The 16110-nt window shown below is 71.7% G+C and carries 13 protein-coding genes; 7 read left to right on the forward strand and 6 right to left on the reverse strand.

Annotated elements, in window-relative coordinates:
- Positions 1-86: 86 nt before the first annotated feature.
- On the reverse strand, positions 87-1910 hold the full coding sequence (locus tag WMF26_RS13060) for an ArnT family glycosyltransferase (RefSeq protein WP_438000591.1): 1824 nt from the start codon (positions 1908-1910) through the stop codon (positions 87-89).
- Between the two features lie 501 nt (positions 1911-2411).
- Between WMF26_RS13060 and WMF26_RS13065 the strand changes: the two genes are divergently transcribed.
- The 3 genes from WMF26_RS13065 to WMF26_RS13075 all read left to right on the forward strand — a co-directional run bounded on the left by WMF26_RS13065 (position 2412) and on the right by WMF26_RS13075 (position 4549).
- Positions 2412-3248 (forward strand): DUF1206 domain-containing protein, encoded by an 837-nt coding sequence (locus WMF26_RS13065; RefSeq protein ID WP_438000592.1) that lies wholly within the window; start codon positions 2412-2414, stop codon positions 3246-3248.
- A gap of 70 nt (positions 3249-3318) precedes the next feature.
- Complete coding sequence (locus WMF26_RS13070; protein ID WP_438000593.1) at positions 3319-4098, forward strand: N-acyl homoserine lactonase family protein; 780 nt, start codon at positions 3319-3321, stop codon at positions 4096-4098.
- 76 nt (positions 4099-4174) lie between these two features.
- Entirely contained in the window at positions 4175-4549 is a 375-nt protein-coding gene (locus tag WMF26_RS13075; RefSeq protein WP_438000594.1) for a zf-TFIIB domain-containing protein, read from the forward strand.
- Between the two features lie 23 nt (positions 4550-4572).
- On the opposite strand, the gene WMF26_RS13080 is transcribed toward WMF26_RS13075, so the two are convergent.
- The 5 genes from WMF26_RS13080 to WMF26_RS13100 form a co-directional block, all read right to left on the reverse strand.
- A complete protein-coding gene (locus WMF26_RS13080; RefSeq protein WP_438000595.1) occupies positions 4573-5412 on the reverse strand; it encodes a class II glutamine amidotransferase in 840 nt (279 codons plus the stop codon).
- Entirely contained in the window at positions 5405-6790 is a 1386-nt protein-coding gene (locus WMF26_RS13085; RefSeq protein WP_438000596.1) for a hypothetical protein, read from the reverse strand. The genes WMF26_RS13080 and WMF26_RS13085 overlap by 8 nt, the downstream gene beginning before the upstream one ends.
- A 7-nt stretch (positions 6791-6797) precedes the next feature.
- Complete coding sequence (locus WMF26_RS13090) at positions 6798-8303, reverse strand: hypothetical protein (protein WP_438000597.1); 1506 nt, start codon at positions 8301-8303, stop codon at positions 6798-6800.
- A 285-nt stretch (positions 8304-8588) separates the two neighbouring features.
- Positions 8589-9071 (reverse strand): hypothetical protein, encoded by a 483-nt coding sequence (locus tag WMF26_RS13095; RefSeq protein ID WP_438000598.1) that lies wholly within the window; start codon positions 9069-9071, stop codon positions 8589-8591.
- An 80-nt stretch (positions 9072-9151) separates the two neighbouring features.
- Positions 9152-10486, reverse strand: coding sequence for an ATP-dependent 6-phosphofructokinase (locus tag WMF26_RS13100; protein ID WP_438002404.1), 1335 nt, complete (start codon positions 10484-10486; stop codon positions 9152-9154).
- Positions 10487-11160: 674 nt separating this feature from the next.
- Here WMF26_RS13100 and WMF26_RS13105 point away from each other — a divergent pair.
- The 4 genes from WMF26_RS13105 to WMF26_RS13120 all read left to right on the forward strand — a co-directional run bounded on the left by WMF26_RS13105 (position 11161) and on the right by WMF26_RS13120 (position 16110).
- On the forward strand, positions 11161-12264 hold the full coding sequence (locus WMF26_RS13105; RefSeq protein ID WP_438000599.1) for a hypothetical protein: 1104 nt from the start codon (positions 11161-11163) through the stop codon (positions 12262-12264).
- 2 nt (positions 12265-12266) lie between these two features.
- Positions 12267-13751, forward strand: a complete 1485-nt coding sequence (locus WMF26_RS13110; protein ID WP_438000600.1) for a glycosyl transferase family protein — start codon at positions 12267-12269, stop codon at positions 13749-13751.
- Between the two features lie 131 nt (positions 13752-13882).
- Positions 13883-15082, forward strand: a complete 1200-nt coding sequence (gene wecB, locus WMF26_RS13115; RefSeq protein ID WP_438000601.1) for a non-hydrolyzing UDP-N-acetylglucosamine 2-epimerase — start codon at positions 13883-13885, stop codon at positions 15080-15082.
- Complete coding sequence (locus WMF26_RS13120) at positions 15067-16110, forward strand: DUF4434 domain-containing protein (protein WP_438000602.1); 1044 nt, start codon at positions 15067-15069, stop codon at positions 16108-16110. Before wecB ends, WMF26_RS13120 begins: the two co-directional genes overlap by 16 nt.

A 16110-nucleotide genomic window follows, 5' to 3' on the forward strand; every position in this document is an offset into this window, starting at 1 on the left:
CCGCGGTGGGAGAGCCGGGCCTGCTGCGGTCGGAGAGCCGTGCCTGCTGCGGTGGGAGAGCCGGGCCGCCCGGGGGAGGGGCGGACCTACCGCCGGGGGATGCTCGGGCGTGATGCGCCGGTGCTCTTGGGGACGTAGATGCGCTCGGGGCGAACGCGGAAGCCGGTCACGGGCCAGAACACCTTCTTGTCCTCGAAGACCTTGCCCTCCTGGCGATAGGCCTGCTGGATCTCCTTCTTGTAGAAGTCGGTGTCCGAGAAGATCGCGCCGAACCGCTTCTGCAAGATCGCCTTCTCGATGTCGGCGCGAAGATCGGCGCCAGCGGGGCCGCCGTTGATCCCGAGGATGTCCGCGACCGCCATCTCGTGGGCGTAAGGGCGCTTGCCCGCGAGCGTCGCGAGGTGGCCATGGGCAGGGATGAAGACATCCCCCTCGACCTTGCGGATCTTGTCGAGCAGGTGCTCTCCCGCCTTGGCATCCAGGGACTTCGGCGCGTAACGAGAAGGATCGTAGGCAAGACAGGCGAACTGGACGGCCGCGAGCACGAGGAGGAACGCCTCGAGGCGGTGCCGCCGGGGCTCGGAGAGCTGGGCAGCGGCGGCGATCGCAGCGTGGACGCCAAGGCCGAAGAGGATCGCGAGGATCGCGAAGCCCGGCATGATGACGTTGGGCCAGCCGCCCGCGTGGAGCCGCCCCGCCCAGGAAGCGCCGAGCATCCCCACGGCCGCGAAGAGATAGAAGTACCTGCCGTCCCGGAAGTCCCGGAAGGAGAGGGCGAAGGCCGAGCCGTGGGCCGGCCGGGATGGCACGGCGGCGTCCGTGCCCCCGAGCTGCGCGCCGCCCGCCTCCGCCACGCGCGGCGCGTCGGCCGGCTCGGCATCGCGACGAGCGTCGCCAGGAGCCGCCGCGCGCACGTCGCCCGAGGAGAAGACCCGGCGATCGACCATCACGTAAAAGAGCGCGAGGAGGCAGCTCACCGAGAGCGGCCGCATCAGATCCTCGAGCCAGAAATCGACCCACATCCGCTCCACCCAGGGGTGCTGCCGCGGGAGCCAGAAGACGAACCACCAGAACCAGCCGTCGTGGATCCGGTCGAGCACGACGACGCTGCCGACCATCATCGCGGCGCCAGACGCAGCGAAGACGAGGCCGCGCCTCCACCCGGCGAGGACGAGGTACGCCGCGACCGGCACGAAGATGACCGACGCCGACTGCTTCGTGAGCAGCGCCAGCGTGAAGAGCGCCGCGGCGCCCACGGCAGAGCTCACCGAGCGGCCGAACCGCGCGACGTAGAGCGCCGCGAGCAGCAGCAGCACGAACAGCGAGTCGACCCGCGCGATGTCGAAGAAGCCGGCGGAGAGCGGATACGCGCCCGCGTAGACGCCGGCCGCGAGCAGGGCGGCGTGCTTGCCGCCGGTCTCGCGGTGGACGATGCGCGCGATGAGCGCGATCCCCGCGATCGAGGCGAGATACGAGACCAGACGCGCCGAGAAGAAGCCGACGCCGAGCACCTTCGAGAACGCGGCCGCAACATAGAAGTAGAGCGGCGCGTACAGGAAAGGGACGTACTCGACCGTGGGCTTGACGTAGAGCTTCTGCCCGGCGAGCGCGCGGCGGATCTCGTCCACGAGGCCGCCCTCCATCCACTCGATCTCGAACGGAAAACGAAGGTGGATGATCCCGAGCACGAGGTAGGTGCCGATCGCGCCCGCCGCGGCCAGCGCGACGACCACGCGCAGGAACACGACGGCGAAGCGCGGGAGGCGCTCGAGCCACGGCAGGACGCGCGCGAGGAGCTGGGCGGCGCGCGCGCCCCACGGCGAGGGGACGGCCAGCGCCGTGGGCGTTCCAGCGCGCTGCGGCTCGTCAGGCGCAGGCTCGGGCGCTACGTCAGGGGAGGTCTGGGTCATCGAGGGGCCGAACAGCGGAAGCAGGGACGACAGAGAGCCGGCGCGGCCAGCTCGGAGGGCCAGAGCGGCCCGCGCGGGGGATAGATCGCGCGCGAGAAGACCCCAAACCGCAACGGGGTGTCAATGCTCTACCACGCGGCGTGGGCCACCGAAGATCCAGCGCGGACCAGGATGGACGTAGGCTCGTTTGCAGGCTGCCAGAGGACTCCCCTCCATCCAGCGCTCCGGTTTCCCGCCGAAAATCCCCGCGCTTGCGAGAGCGCATGTGCGCTCACCCGCCCTCGTCGCCCACGCCCCCGAGGACCGCTGCGCCCGCCGCGACACCTGGAGCGCGCGGCGAAGCACGTTACCGACGCTCGGCGAGCAGGTGTGAGGCACTCTGGAGCCAAGGCGTGGCGGCCCGCCCCACACCGCACGACGCCCCCCGCACCCGCGCTCGAAGCGCCCCGCTCGACCGGTGGCATGCCCGCTGCACCAGGCTCGCCCAGGAGAGCTGAAGCCATGGAAATTCCGGTAGGACAGAACATGTTCACCCAGCCTGAAAACAACGGTTGGGTGCGCACCCTGGCCAGGTTCGGGTTTGCGGCCAAGGGGCTCGTCTATGTGCTGATCGGCGCCCTCTCGCTCCAGGCGGCCTTCAGCGGTGGCGGGCGCACCGCCGGCGGCCACGAGGCGGTCGGGGTCCTCGGCGAGCAGCCGTTCGGGCAAGCGCTGCTGATCGTCGTGGGGATCGGGCTCCTCGGGTATGCGCTGTGGCGCGAGGTCCTCGCGCTCAAGGACCCGGGCCACGTCGGCCACGACGCGAAGGGGAAGGCCGAGCGCGTGGGCTGGGCCGCGAGCGGCGTGATCTCGGCGGGCCTCGCGATCACGGCCTTCCAGCTCGCGCTCGGCCGCGGCGGCGGCGGCGGCGACGGGTCCCGGACCTGGGTCGGCAAGGTGCTGGAGCAGCCGTTCGGGGGCGTGCTGGTCGGCGTCGCGGGGCTCGTGGTGATCGGCGTCGCCGTCCAGCAGCTCCGCAAGGCGATGAAATCTCGCTTCGCGCGGGACCTCAGCACCCAGGGCATGAGTCCCCCCGAGCGCACGTGGGTCTTCCGCATGGCCCGGGTCGGGCTCGTCTCGCGCGGCGTCGTGTTCGGGATCATCGGCGCGGCGCTGATCAAGGCCGCGATCACCCACGATCCGGGGCAATCGAAGGGCGTCGGCGAGGCGCTCTCGACCGTGGCGGCGTCGCCCTTCGGGCCCATGCTGCTCGTGCTCGTCGCCGCCGGCCTGTGCGCCTACGGCGTGTACATGTTCTTTTGCACGAAGTACTCGAAGCTGGCACACCCCGCCGCATGACGCGGGCGCGAGGCTCGGCCAGGCTGGACAGGCCCGCTCGCGGGCCGGCGCCGCGAGGGAGGTCGCGCCCATGAGCACCGAGGTCTCGAGGCTCTACGTGCTGCTCTGTGGGTACGAGATCCTCGAGAAGACGGTCTCGACGCGCGACCGCGGCGGGCGCTTCATCCTCGCCGAGCCGGTGTCGGCCTATCTGCTCGAGACCGCGCGGGGGCTCGTGCTCGTCGATACGGGGCTGAACAGCGCGCTCGTCCACGACCCGGCGCTCCGCGAAGAGCACTACACGAAGCAGGGGATTCGCCCGCCGGTCATCCTCCCGGAGCACGAGCTCGCCTGTCAGCTCGACCGGATCGGGGTGCGCCCCGCCGACGTGGGCCACGTCATCCTCACGCACATGCACCTGGACCACGCCGGGAACCTCGCGATGTTCCAGGGCGCGCGCATCTCCGTGCAGCGGCGAGAGCACGCGTATGCCTTCGGCCCGGATCACGGGCCCGCCTGGTTCGAGCGCGACTATGACCTGCCCGGCCTGCGCTGGGACCTCGTCGAGGGAGACTGGGAGGCGATGCCGGGCGTCGAGGTCGTGTCGACGCGCGGGCACACGCCCGGCCATCAGTCCGTGGTGGTCGAGCTGAGGGACACCGGCACGGTCGTCCTCGTCGGCGACGCGGGCGACCTCGCCGAGAACTTCAGCGAGGAGATCCTCCCCGGCGAGAGCGTGGACGACGAGGCCGCGCTCGCCAGCATCCGCCGCCTCAAGCAGATCGCGCGAGAGCGCCGCGGCGCGCTCCTCCTCGGCCACGATCCAGCGCTCGTCCAGGCGCTGCGGCTCGCGCCGGCGTGCTACACGTGACGCCGGCGCTTCACGCGATCCGGCCCGTCTGATAGCATCGCGGCAGACCGCGGCGCCGGCCGCACTGGAGCGCGACGTGAACTGCCCGAAATGCACCGCCTCGATGGATGTCGTCACCTTCGGCGGGATCGACGTCGACCGATGCACCGCGTGCGGCGGAATCTGGTTCGACAGCCGTGAGAAGGAGTCGCTCAAGGCGATGGAGGGCTCGCAGCACATCGACACCGGCGACCCCGCGGTCGGGCGGAAGAACAACCAGATCCGGCGCGTGCCGTGCCCCCGCTGCACGACGCCGATGGTGCGCATGGTCGACCCGCAGCAGCCGCACATCTGGTACGAGAGCTGTAGCGTGTGCGGCGGCGTCTACTTCGATGCCGGCGAGTTCCGCGACTACAAGGAGCACACGCTGAGCGACTTCTTCCGGGACCTGTTCGCGCGGCCGCGCGGCTGACGGCGCGCCGCGGACACGGCGCCTCAGCCCGGAGGGCCGGGCTCGGCGATGTCCGCGATCGAGCCCCGCGCCGCGGCCTCGGGGTAGGTCGCCACGAGCTCGCCGGCGCGGAAGACCCAGAGCGTGCCGGGCGTCGCCTTGCTCCAGAGCTCGTCCCGCGTGAGCGGCTCGGTGGCCACCACGGCCATGCGCGCGTCGGGGCCCAGGCCGTGGACGTCGTTGAAATTCACCTTGAGATCGGCGTCCACGAGGGTGGCCTCGCCGAACGGGGCGCGGCGGAGGATGCAGGACAGGTGGTCGCCGCAGCGGGCGAACAGGTGCTCTCCGTCCGCGAGCAGGAAGTTGAACACGCCGTCGCTGCCGAGCTCGTTCCCCAGCTCGTAGAGCGTCTTCCCCAGCGCCCGCCCGTCGCTCGGGTACTGCGCGCCGTAGGCGGCCCGGAGCTCCTCGAGGAGGACGCAGAAGGCATGCTCGCTGTCGGTGTCCCCGATCGGCGTCTCGAGGTGGAGCTTCCGATCCCGGACGTTGGGCAGGGTGCCGTTGTGCGCGAACACGATGTGCCGCCGGTGGAGCACCCGCATGAAAGGGTGCGTGTTCTTCAAGGCCGCCCCGCCGCGCGTCATCTTGCGCACGTGCGCGATGGAGAGGGCCGTGTGGATCGGGTTCTCGCGGATGAACCGCGCGAGCGGGCTCGAGAACGCGGGGTGAGGCTCGAGGAACGTCCGCGCGAAGAGGCCATCGTAGAGCGATACGCCCCAGCCGTCCGCGTGCGGCCCCGTCTGCCCGCCGCGGAGCGCGAGCCCCGTGAACGAGAACACGATGTCCGTCGGCACGTTCGAGACCATGCCAAGGAGCTCACACATGGCGGTTATCCTCTCGTTTCAGGCGCGCATCGTCGATGATCGAGAGCCCGGTGACCCCGCCGCCCGCGGAGACGTTGCTCACCGCAGAGGCCGAGAGCCGCACCATGGCGCCCTCCATGCGGCCGGCGAACACGAAGGGGCAAAGGTCGAAGTAGACCTCCTCCTCGACCACGCGGCCGTCGCGGAACGCGGGCATGCGCGCCGTGGGCGCGCGGCTGCGCTCCTGCACGATCGCGCGCTGCGCCTCGGCGTCGCGGACAGCCGCCCTCCACGCGTCCGGGGGCGTCTGCCACCCGAGCAGCACGCCTTTGCCCCCGTAATCGTCGTTCGGCTTCAGCACGAAGCTCTCCTGCTCGGCGGCGATGAGCTCGAGGAGGTCCACGTCGCGCCCCCGCCACGAGGTCCGGCCCGCCCGCGCGCGGCGCGTCCACGGGATGTGCTGCGCGATGGCCGCCCACTGCTCGGGCGAGAACAGGTCGGCGAACTCGGGGGCGCTCAGCACCGCGAACGCCGCCTTCTTGTTGAGCGGCTTGGTCCGGAACGAGTTCGCCACGTACGCCGCGCGGTCGCGGTAGGCGCGGACGAGCGGGTGATCCAGGCCGCGCCGCCCGACGAGCTCCTGCGTGATGACGCGCCGGTAGACGAGATCGATCCGCTCCCCGCCGGCCGAGAGGCGGCCTCCGTCGAGCTCGAGCTCGTCCGGATCGAGGATCAGCGTCCGGTGCCCCTCGGCCGAGAACAGGTCGGAGAGCACCTTGAACTCGGCCGAGGTGTCGGCGGTCTTCCAGTCGACGATGGCGATCGTGGGCCTCGCCTCGCGGCCGCCCCACGCGGCGTACCCCTCGCGCAGGGCGCAGAGGAGCGCGCGGTGCGGCGCCGGCGCGCGCACGCCCCGCCCGCGCCGGAGCGGCGCGAGGTGGGGGAGCGCCATCAACGTCTCCTCGATGAGGAGCTGGTCGGTGATGCCAGCGGGCGAGTCGGCGTTGTATTCGATGAACGAGAAGCCGCCCTCGGTGACGAGCATGTCGAGCCGCCCGACCGTGAGGAACGGCCCCTCGCCGGGATCGAGGGCCGCGAGGGCGCGCTCTTCCGCGGAGAGCCCCAGCTCCTCGGCCAGGGCGGCGTCGACGAGCGCGCGCCGCGCGACGCGCTCGAGCGCGGCGGCGATCCGCTCGGCGGCGCGCGCGATCGCGGCGTAGTCGTGCTCCGCGATGAGGTAGGGCCTGAGGTGGCGGCACAGCGCGCGGCCGCCGTGCGTGAGGCCGAGCCTCCGCTGGCCTCCGAGGAACGACGCGAACCGCGCCGCGTCCATCGCCCCCGGCGCGGAGAGCCGCGCGTCGATCTGCGCTGCGAGCGAGCTCGTGGCGGTAAGGCTCATGGCGACCTCACGTCGAGCCGGCGCCCGGGATTGCCCAGGCGTGCACGGGGTTGCCGGAGTCGACCTCGGCCATGTACCGCTCGAGCATCCGCCGGAGCGCCTCCTCGCGCGACGGCGCGCGCGGCTCCAGGGCCGAGAGCGCGCGGAGCTGCCACACGGCTCCGGTGACGCCCTTGGCGACGCGCGCCTCGAAGATCTGCAGGTAGCGGCGGGCCTCCGCGCCGTCGACCCCCGCGCTCACGAGGCCCTCCTCGACCCGCGGCAGGAGCGAGAGGAGGAGATCGCGCGCGCGGACGCCCTTCGGCGCGGCGCCCGGCCCCTCCGGCCAGACCAGCTCGGCGTCGAGGCCGTGCTGCGCGGCCTGGTAGAAGTTCCGCGCGGCGAGCCCGAAGGGGAACGACGGCAGGAGCTCTCCGACGGTCGGCGCGAGGGCGAGGATGCCCCCGAGCAGGAAGCACCCGTTCGCGAGCATGTCGTCGAGGGTGGGCCCGGATGGCATGGCGCGCAGCTCGATGCGGAGGTGGCCGCCGCCGGCCGGGTCGTACACCGGCCGATTCCACTTCCAGACGGTGCCGTGGTGCAGGCGGAGCTCGTGCAGCTGGGGCACGCCGCCGGCCCGCGCGCACGCGATGACGTCCTCGTCGCTGCAGACCGGGAGGATGGGCTCGTGCAGCGCGACGCTCTCCATGAAGAGCTCCGCCGCGCCGTCGCGCACCCAGCCGGTCCCGAAGCCGATGCGGGCGGGCTTCTTCCAGTCGGCGTCGGTCTCCGGGGGGCGGTCGTCGCCGGCCTGCTTGAACACCGCCACCCGCGTCTCGTGCCAGAGCCGGTGTCCGAGGAAGGTGGGAGAGTTGCCCGCGGCCGCGAGGACGGGCGCGGTCATCATCATGGCCGCGTTGAACAGCCGCGCGAACGCGTCGGGCGACGCCCGGAGGTGGACCTGAAAGGCGGTGTTCGCCGCCTCCATCGCGGGGTCGTCCGACATCAGCTCGAGCGGCTCGGCGCCGTCGATCCGGATGTGGAACGGCGCCTTGCGCAGCCGGCAGAGCCCCGCGGCGAGCGCGCGGTACCGGGGGAGGTTCGTGATCGTCGCGGGGCTGAAGTCCTGCCGCTGGAAGGTCGGCAGGATGCTGACCGGGACCACGCGCGCGCCCCGCGCCGCGGCGCGCTCGCGGATCGCCTCCACGGTCGCGCGCATCTGCTCGCGCAGGGCCGACAGCGGCCGGCCGGCGAGCGGCACCGCCTGCGTGCTGAGCTCGATGTCGAACGCGCCCATCTCCGGCGTGATCATCGGGCTCGCCGCCGCGCGCGCGATCTCGGGCCCGAGCGGCACGGGGCGCGCCTCCCGGTCGACGAGGAACATCTCGAGCTCCGCGCCGATCGTCGTGTCGCCGAGGCCGAACCCCGGCCGGCTGAGCACCATCTCGAGCGCGGTGAGGTTCTGCTGGAGGCGCGCCTTGAAGAGCCCGTAATCGACGGTCTTGAAATGGTCTTGCTGGATCTCGATGCCCAAGGGACCTCCCGCGGCGATCTCGGCGAGAGCCGATCCACGATTCTCCACGTTCCAGCCGTGGGCCGGCGACGTCCGCGGCCGGGATCGCGATGTTCTCGGACCCACGCAATGCAAGCGCAGGGCCAGGGGCTGGCGATCTCGGCGGGAAGGACGGCGGAGACGGGCTGTGCGATCGGGTCGAGTCGCGTCGAGCTCGATCGGTGTGGCGCAGGTGCGGCCTGTGGCAAAACGCAGCGTGAGGCGCGCTCGGCCGCGCCGTTCACCGATGTTCGCGCGGGCGGCCGATCACTGGTCGACGTGCGGTACGCGCTCGACGACGCATTGCCCCGCCTTGCAGCGGGCGACCGAGTCCTCCTTCGGCGCCATGCACTTGGCGACCGGGCAGCTCTCGGCCGCGCAGCGCGCGGCGCGCCACTGCTGGAGCGCGGCGAGCGCATCGCGGTGGTACGCCTGGTCGCACGGCGGGCACAGCTGGTCGCAGCACTGTCCGACCCGCGCGCAGGAGACCACACAGTCGGCGTCTGCCGCGCACCGGGGCTCGGTCGCCGCGGCGCTGCCGCCGTCGCCCGGCGCGGCGCTGCTGCCGTCGCCTGGCGCGGCGCTGCTGCCGTCGCCCGTCGGGGCGCCGGTCCCGGCGGTGGGGTCCTGCGTCCGGGCCGCGGCCTCGACCGGCGGCGGGGCCTGCGCCGGGGCCTCCTTGTGACAGCCGGCGAGACCGGCGAGACCGACGACGAGCACGAGCGGGCGCGAGAGCGACGAGATGTTCATGCCGGGCATCATGCCACGAGCGCGTCGCGCCCCGCGCCTGGTTGATGCACGAGAGGCGGCGCCTCGACCCGGAGACCGGCCTAATGGAACGTGAGCGGCTGCCCCGTGGCCTCCACGACGGCCATCCACAGATCGTCCGTCGGCTCGACCTGCTTGCGCATGCGGACGGCGAGCGGCATCGGTACGTGCACGAAGCGGCCGTGCCACCGGCCGATGAGCATCTCCGTGTTGCCCGCCATGGCCGCGTGGACGGCGTTCCTGGCCATGTTCCAGCAAAACACGCTGTCCGACGGGGACGCGGGGACGCTGCGGATATGATAGCTCGGGTCGAGGTACTTCAGCGTCGCCTCGACGCCGCGCGCCCGGAAATGCGCGTTGATGCGATCGCGCAGGACGAGGCCGATGTCCTTCAGCTTGATATTGCCGCTGAGATCGGTGGCCATCGGCTCCGCGCTCGAGGCGCAGTGCTCTTGCAGCGCGCCCTCGGCCACCACGACCACGGCGTTGCCGTGGCGCGCGAGCCGGCGCTCGAGGTGCGCGAGCAGGCCGCGCGGGCCGTCGAGCTCCGCGCGGACCTCGGGGATGAGCACCACGTCCACGTCCGCCGACGCGAGCGCCGCCGAGCACGCGATGAAGCCCGAGTGCCGGCCCATCACCTTGACGAGGCCGATGCCGTTCTTCGCGCCCGAGGCCTCCACGTGCGCGCTGCGGATGACGTCCACGGCGGCGGCGAAGGCGCTCTCGAAGCCGAAGCTGCGGTCGATGAAGTGGATGTCGTTGTCGATGGTCTTCGGCACGCCGATGACCCCGATCGACAGCCGGCGCTCCTCGATGGCCCGGACGATCGACATCGCGCCGCGGATCGTGCCGTCTCCGCCGACGACGAAGAGCACGTTGATGCCCATGGCCACGAGCGTGTCCACCATCTGGTGCGGGTCCTGGTTGCCGCGGGAAGTGCCGAGGACGGTGCCGCCCATGCGGTGGATCTCCTCGACAGTGCGCGGGTCCAGGCGCACCGGGGCGTGCCCGAAGCGGGCGACGAGCCCCTCGTAGCCGTAACGGAAGCCGAAGATCTCCTGCACGCCGTAGCTGTGCGCCATCGTGAGCACGAGCCCGCGGATGACGTTGTTCACGCCGGGGCATAGCCCGCCGCACGTCACGATGCCGGCGCGCATCTCCTCCGGCGCCCAGAAGGCGCGGTTGCGCGGCCCGGCGAGCTCGAACGCCGGCGGGCGCGGGCCGGCGGCGCCCGAGAGGACGGCGGACAGGCGATCGTCGAACAGCACTTTGTCGGCCTCGCCGACGTACACCGTGGCCTCCTCGCCGAGCTTCTCGGCGACGGGCGAGGGGTAGCGGCAAGGGCCGAGATCCTTGATGGCGAGATCTGCAGAGGTCACCACGCGGAAGGCCTCCATGGTGAGGAGAGGACCGCCCCGCGGCGAGGGCCGCCGCGGGGACGCCGGCATTGTCTCTCGGCGCTGGTTTCGTCGGCATTTCATGCGCGATACGCCGTCGTAACGCGCGCCGCGCGGCCCGCGTCACACGCCCCGGCCGAAGGCGGCCGAGGCGCTCGCCGGGCCGCCGCAGGTCCCCCCGGAGCCCCGGAGCTCGCTCGCACCTCGGGGGGGGCTCCGCGGCGCTACCGCCCTGGCCGAGGTCGTCGACGCGCCAGCGCTCCGGCGAGCGGTCGACGTCCGGTGTTCCGCTCGGCGAGGGACCGCGCATAGCCACCCTGACGAGCGCGCGCGTGCCCCTCTCCGCGGCGTCAGGGGTGATTGCGACATTTGTTACAAACTGTGTTTACGAAGATCCGGTCTCGGACAAGCGCTCCGCGCGGCCGCGTCGGCCGCGCTTTAAGCCAGCTCGCCGCAGGCGCCGCGGCGCGGTCATGCGCCTTGGACGAGGGGTGTTTATCTCCTCGAGATGCGGCTGCTGCGCTCGAGTTACCGTGTCCGTTTGTCGCTGTCGAACGCCGGTGTCGACTAGAGTTCTTCCGTGAATTCGGTCGTGCGTTGTTTTGGTGTGTGCTACTTATTCGTCGATGTTTGCTGCCTTCGAAAGAGGCCGTGCGACGCCGGCCATTCTGGGGGTGACGGCTCGGGCCCTGCTCGCGTGCGCGCTGCTCTCGTCGCCGCCGCGCGCGGCCCGCGCGGAGCAGGGGAGTGCGGCGCAAGGCCCGGAGGCGGCGCGGCGCCTGCTCGACGAGGCCTACGCGCGCAAGGCCGCCCATGACACCCGCGGCGCCGCGGCGGCGCTCGAGGCGGCCCGCGCGGCGGGCGCCGACGCGCAGCTCGTGGCGCTCGAGCTCGGGTACCTCGCGAGCCAGCAAGGAGATAGAGAAGAGGCGCGCCGCCGCTTCGAGGAGGCGGGCCGCGGACCGGACGAGGCGCTCGCGCGGAAGGCCCAGGCAGAGCTGCGCTTGCTCCCGCAGCGCCTCTCGGCCGACCTCTACGCGGAGACCTATGGATGGAGCCGCGTCCTCGGCGCCGCGCAGCAGAGCGATCTCGTCCCGACGCTGAGGGCCCGCGGCTTCTTCCGCCCGTCCTTCTCGCTCGATCTGGGGCTCTATGCGTATGCGCAGGTCACCCGCGATCTCGCCTCCCGCGGGAGAGGCGCGGGCGGGGTTCCGCTCGTTTACGCCGACAACTACGCCCTCGCCGGACTCGGCGCCATGCTGCGCCTCTGGGACCGGCGGATCGGCCTCTTCGTGCAGGCCGGGCCCGCGCTCAACCTGCTCGACGACGGCCGCGAGCGCGTCGCCTTCGACGCGAGGGGCGGCGCGTTCTTCGGCGCGGAGACCGGCGGCTGCGCGCCCGGAGGAGAGGGCGTCTCGTGGACCTTCGTCCCGTGCGCAGAGCTCTACGCCGAAGCGGTGTTCGTGAGCAGGTTCGACGACAACGTCATCGCCTTCGCGCGGCCGCGGCTCTCGGCCACCTACCTCGTCACCGGTCCGCTCGCGTGGCAGGTGGTCGCGGAGGGGCGCGCAGCGGCGGATACGAACAGCGATTTCTTCAACAACTTCGTGGACGCCGGCGCGGGGCCCCGGCTCCGGCTGCTCCGGCCGCTGCGCCTCGATCTCGCGCTCGGGCTCCACGCCGGCTCCTACCTGGGGCGGGAAGGCCGCGACCCGGCGCCGCGCCAGCTCGGGTACGTCGATCTCCGTCTCCAGGCCGCCACTTACGTGGAGTTCTGAGTGTGATCCTCGAAGCGCTCGATCTCAGCATCCGCGCGGTGGCCTACACGGCCGGCGGCGCCATCCTGGCGAACCAGCTCGACGAGCTGTTCGTCGACGTCAATTACCTGGCGCGCGGCCTGCATCGGCGCGCGCAGCGGGCCGTGCCGATCGAGGCGCTCCGGTCCGTCGAGCAGAAGCGCGTCGCGATCCTCGTCCCGGCGTGGCACGAGGCGGAGGTGATCGAGGAGATGCTCGACCACAACCTGTCGACGCTCGATTACGACCGAGACAGCTACCATATCTTCTGCGGGACCTACAGCAACGATCCCGAGACCCAGGCGCGGGTCGACGCCGTCGTGCGGCGGGCGCCGAACATCCACAAGGTCGTGGTGCCCCACGACGGCCCGACGTCGAAGGCAGATTGCCTCAACTGGGTCTATCAAGGCATCGTCCTCGAGGAGCAGCGCAGCGGACGGCGGTTCGACATCCTCCTCATGCACGACGCGGAGGATCTGATCCACCCGATGTCGCTGAGGCTTTACTCGCTCTTGATCCCGGGCTACGACTTCGTGCAGACGCCCGTCTTCTCCCTCCGCATCCCGCGGCGCGCGCTCGTCTCGGGCACGTACATCGACGAGTTCGCGGAGCATCACCTGAAGGAGATGCTCGTCCGCCAGGCGATCGGCGGCCTCGTGCCTTCGGCCGGCGTGGGCAGCGCCTTCGCCCGGGATGCCTTCGAGGACATCGCGGTCTCCCACGCGCAGCGGGCGTTCAACACGGAGAGCGTCACCGAGGACTACGAGCTCGGCCTCAAATTCCGGCTGGCCGGCAAGAAGGTGTGCTTCGCGTGCCGCACCGTCGTGGGCAACGATCCCGCCGTGGCGGGCGGGGAAGAGTACATCGCCACGCGGGAGTTCTTCCCGGACGGGTTCAGCGCCTCGATCCGCCAGCGCTCGCGGTGGATCCTCGGCATCACGCTGCAGACGTGGGAGCAGCTCGGCTGGAGAGGGCCGCTCCCGGTCCTGTATTGCCTGTTCCGCGATCGCAAGGCGCTCGTGACGAACCTCCTTCTCGTGCTCGCCTACGCGCTCGCGGCGTACGCGGCGGTCCGCAGCAGCGTCGCGCTCGCGACCGCGGCGTCGTGGAGCTTCGCCCAGATCTGCCCGGAGGGCTCGGCGCTGCAGTGGATCCTGTGGTTCAACCTGGCCATGCTCGTCTGGCGCACGTGGATGAAGGGCTGGCTCGTCCTCAGGCTGTACGGCGCGGGGCACGCGCTGCTCAGCTTCCCGCGGATGGCGGTCGGCAACGTGATCAGCGTCGCGGCGATGGGCCGCGCCGTCGTGCAGTACGTCAACCACCGGATCACCGGAAAGCCGCTCCGGTGGCTGAAGACGGCCCACGTCTTCCCGTGCCCCGACGCGCTCCGGGAGCGGCAGCCCGAGCGCGAGCCGCTCGTCCTCAAGGAGCAGGCGCTCGGTCCGGGCCAGCTCGACGACGCGCGGTGACGGAGACTCACGGCCGCGCGCCTCGAGGCCGCGGCCATGACGCGATGAAGATCGAAGCGCCGCTCCAGGAGCGCGGGGCCCGCTGCCCCGCGCGTAGAGACGGCGAGAGCGACATTGTCATAGGGGGGAACATGGATAGGCGAAGTGTTGCGATCGTCGTGGGCACACGCCCGGAGGCCATCAAGCTCGCGCCGCTCGTGCAGCGGCTGTCGCGGAGCGGGGCTTTCGAGCCGCTGATCATCTCGACCGGTCAGCACCGGCAGATGCTGGATCAGGCCCTGGGCACGTTCGGCCTGCGGCCCGACATCGACCTTGGCATCATGAGCCCGAAGCAAACGCTGCACGACATCACCACGCGGGCGCTCGATCGCCTCCGGCATGTCTTGCAGGAGCGCCGTCCAGCGTGGGTGGTCGTTCAGGGGGACACGACGACGGCGTTCGCCGCCGCGCTCGCGGGCTTCTACGGGAAGCTCCCCGTCGCGCACGTCGAGGCGGGGCTCCGCTCGGGAGAGCGTTACGCGCCGTTCCCCGAGGAAATCAACCGCAGGATGATCGATCAGCTGTCGGACGTGCTCTTCGCGCCGACCGAGCCCGCGCGTCAGCTCTTGCTCCGCGAGGGGTTCGACCCGGACAGGGTGTTCAACACCGGCAATACGGTCGTGGACGCCTTGCTCGCCACGCGAGAGCTCGTGCGCCGGAGCCCTCCCGAGATACCAGGTTTCTCGCCGGAGCGGCTCGCCGGACGGAGGATGATCCTGGTGACGGCGCACAGGCGGGAGAGCTTCGGGGATGCGCTCAAGGGCATCTGCCGGGCCCTGCTCCGCGTCGCCCGCGACGTGCCGGATGCCTGCATCGTCTATCCGGTGCACATGAACCCCAACGTCGCCGGCCCCGTCCGCAACATGCTCGGGCATCACGAGCGCATCGCCCTGCTCGAGCCCGTCTCTTACGTGCAGTTCGTCTCCCTCATGGATCGCGCGCACCTCGTGATGACGGACTCCGGAGGTGTGCAGGAAGAGGCGCCGACGTTCGCCAAGCCGCTGCTCGTCATGCGGGACGTCACGGAGCGCCCGGAGGGAATCGAGGCGGGCGTGGCGCGCCTGGTCGGGACGGCCGAGGAGCGCATCTACGAGGAGACCATGGCGCTCCTGACGCAGCCCGAGCGCTATCGGGCGATGGCCAGCGGCATCAATCCATACGGAGATGGGGCGGCCGCGTGGCGCATCGCCGAGCTCCTCGAGACGATGTCGGGGCTCGACGCGACGCCGCGCGAGAAGCGGCGCGGGCGCACCGCCAGCAGCCCCGCGGCGCAACCGTGGAATCTGCTCTGAGCAAAAGCCTGACGATCTTCTCCCGGACGGCGGCGATAGGCGTCTGCCTGAGCCTGACGTCCTCGTGCAACGGGGCGTGGGCGCGCCATCCTCAGCGCGCCTGCCCCGGGGGGTTCGAGTCGACGTTCATCCAGATCAGCGAGCGGGAGCTCGGCTACGGCGTCGCCGAGTGGACGCGCGCGCTCGTCCAGCTCCAGCCGCTCGGCGTCACGAGCATCGTGCTCCAGTACAGCGGCGACGAGCTCGGCCCCTTCGACGGCCGATTGCCGGGGAAGGAGCCGGTGCGCGCGCTCCTGCGGGCGGCGGAGCCCCTCGGGATGCGCGTGCTTTTGGGCCTCTACCTGGACCCACGCTGGCCGAAGGGGTTCTCCGTCGATGTCGCCCTGCCGCCGCCGCTCGATCGGCCGGACGCGGCCGCGGGCCTCGCGCGGACGTGCGCCGCGGCGCCCGCGTGCGCGGGCTGGTACTTGCCGCAGGAGATCGACGACGCGACCTGGTCCTCGGCGGAGCGCTCCCACAGCATCCGGCGCTTCCTCTCCCGCGCGGCGCGCGAGCTCCGCCGGCTGAGCCCGGGCCGCCCTGTCGCGATATCGCCGTTCTTCACGGGGACGCTCGGCCCCGAGGAGCACGCGCGGTGGTGGGGGGAGCTCCTCTCGGATCGCCCGGTCGACGTGCTCATGCTGCAGGATGGAGTCGGCAGCGGTCACGGGAGCGCCGAGGCGGCGAGCCGCATGCTGGCGGCCCTGCGCCCGGTGACCCGCGCGCGCGGCGTCGAGCTGTGGTCCACGGTCGAGCTGTTCCGTCAGGTCCATGGGCCGCCGCGCGACGACCTGCCGTTCGAGGCCGTGCCGGCGGAGCTCGCCACGGTCCTCCGGAGCACCGCGCTCGAGCGCGCCGCCGGGGCGCGGCTCGCGGCCTTCTCCGTGCTCGATTACATGAACCCCGAGCGCGGCCCCGCCGCCGCCCGCCTCTTCGACGGCTATGCGGCGTGGTGCCGCGAGCGAGGGAGCGGCGGCGCTGTTCGCTGA

Source organism: Sorangium sp. So ce185, from assembly GCF_051526825.1.
Classification (GTDB): domain Bacteria; phylum Myxococcota_A; class Polyangia; order Polyangiales; family Polyangiaceae; genus Sorangium; species Sorangium cellulosum_D.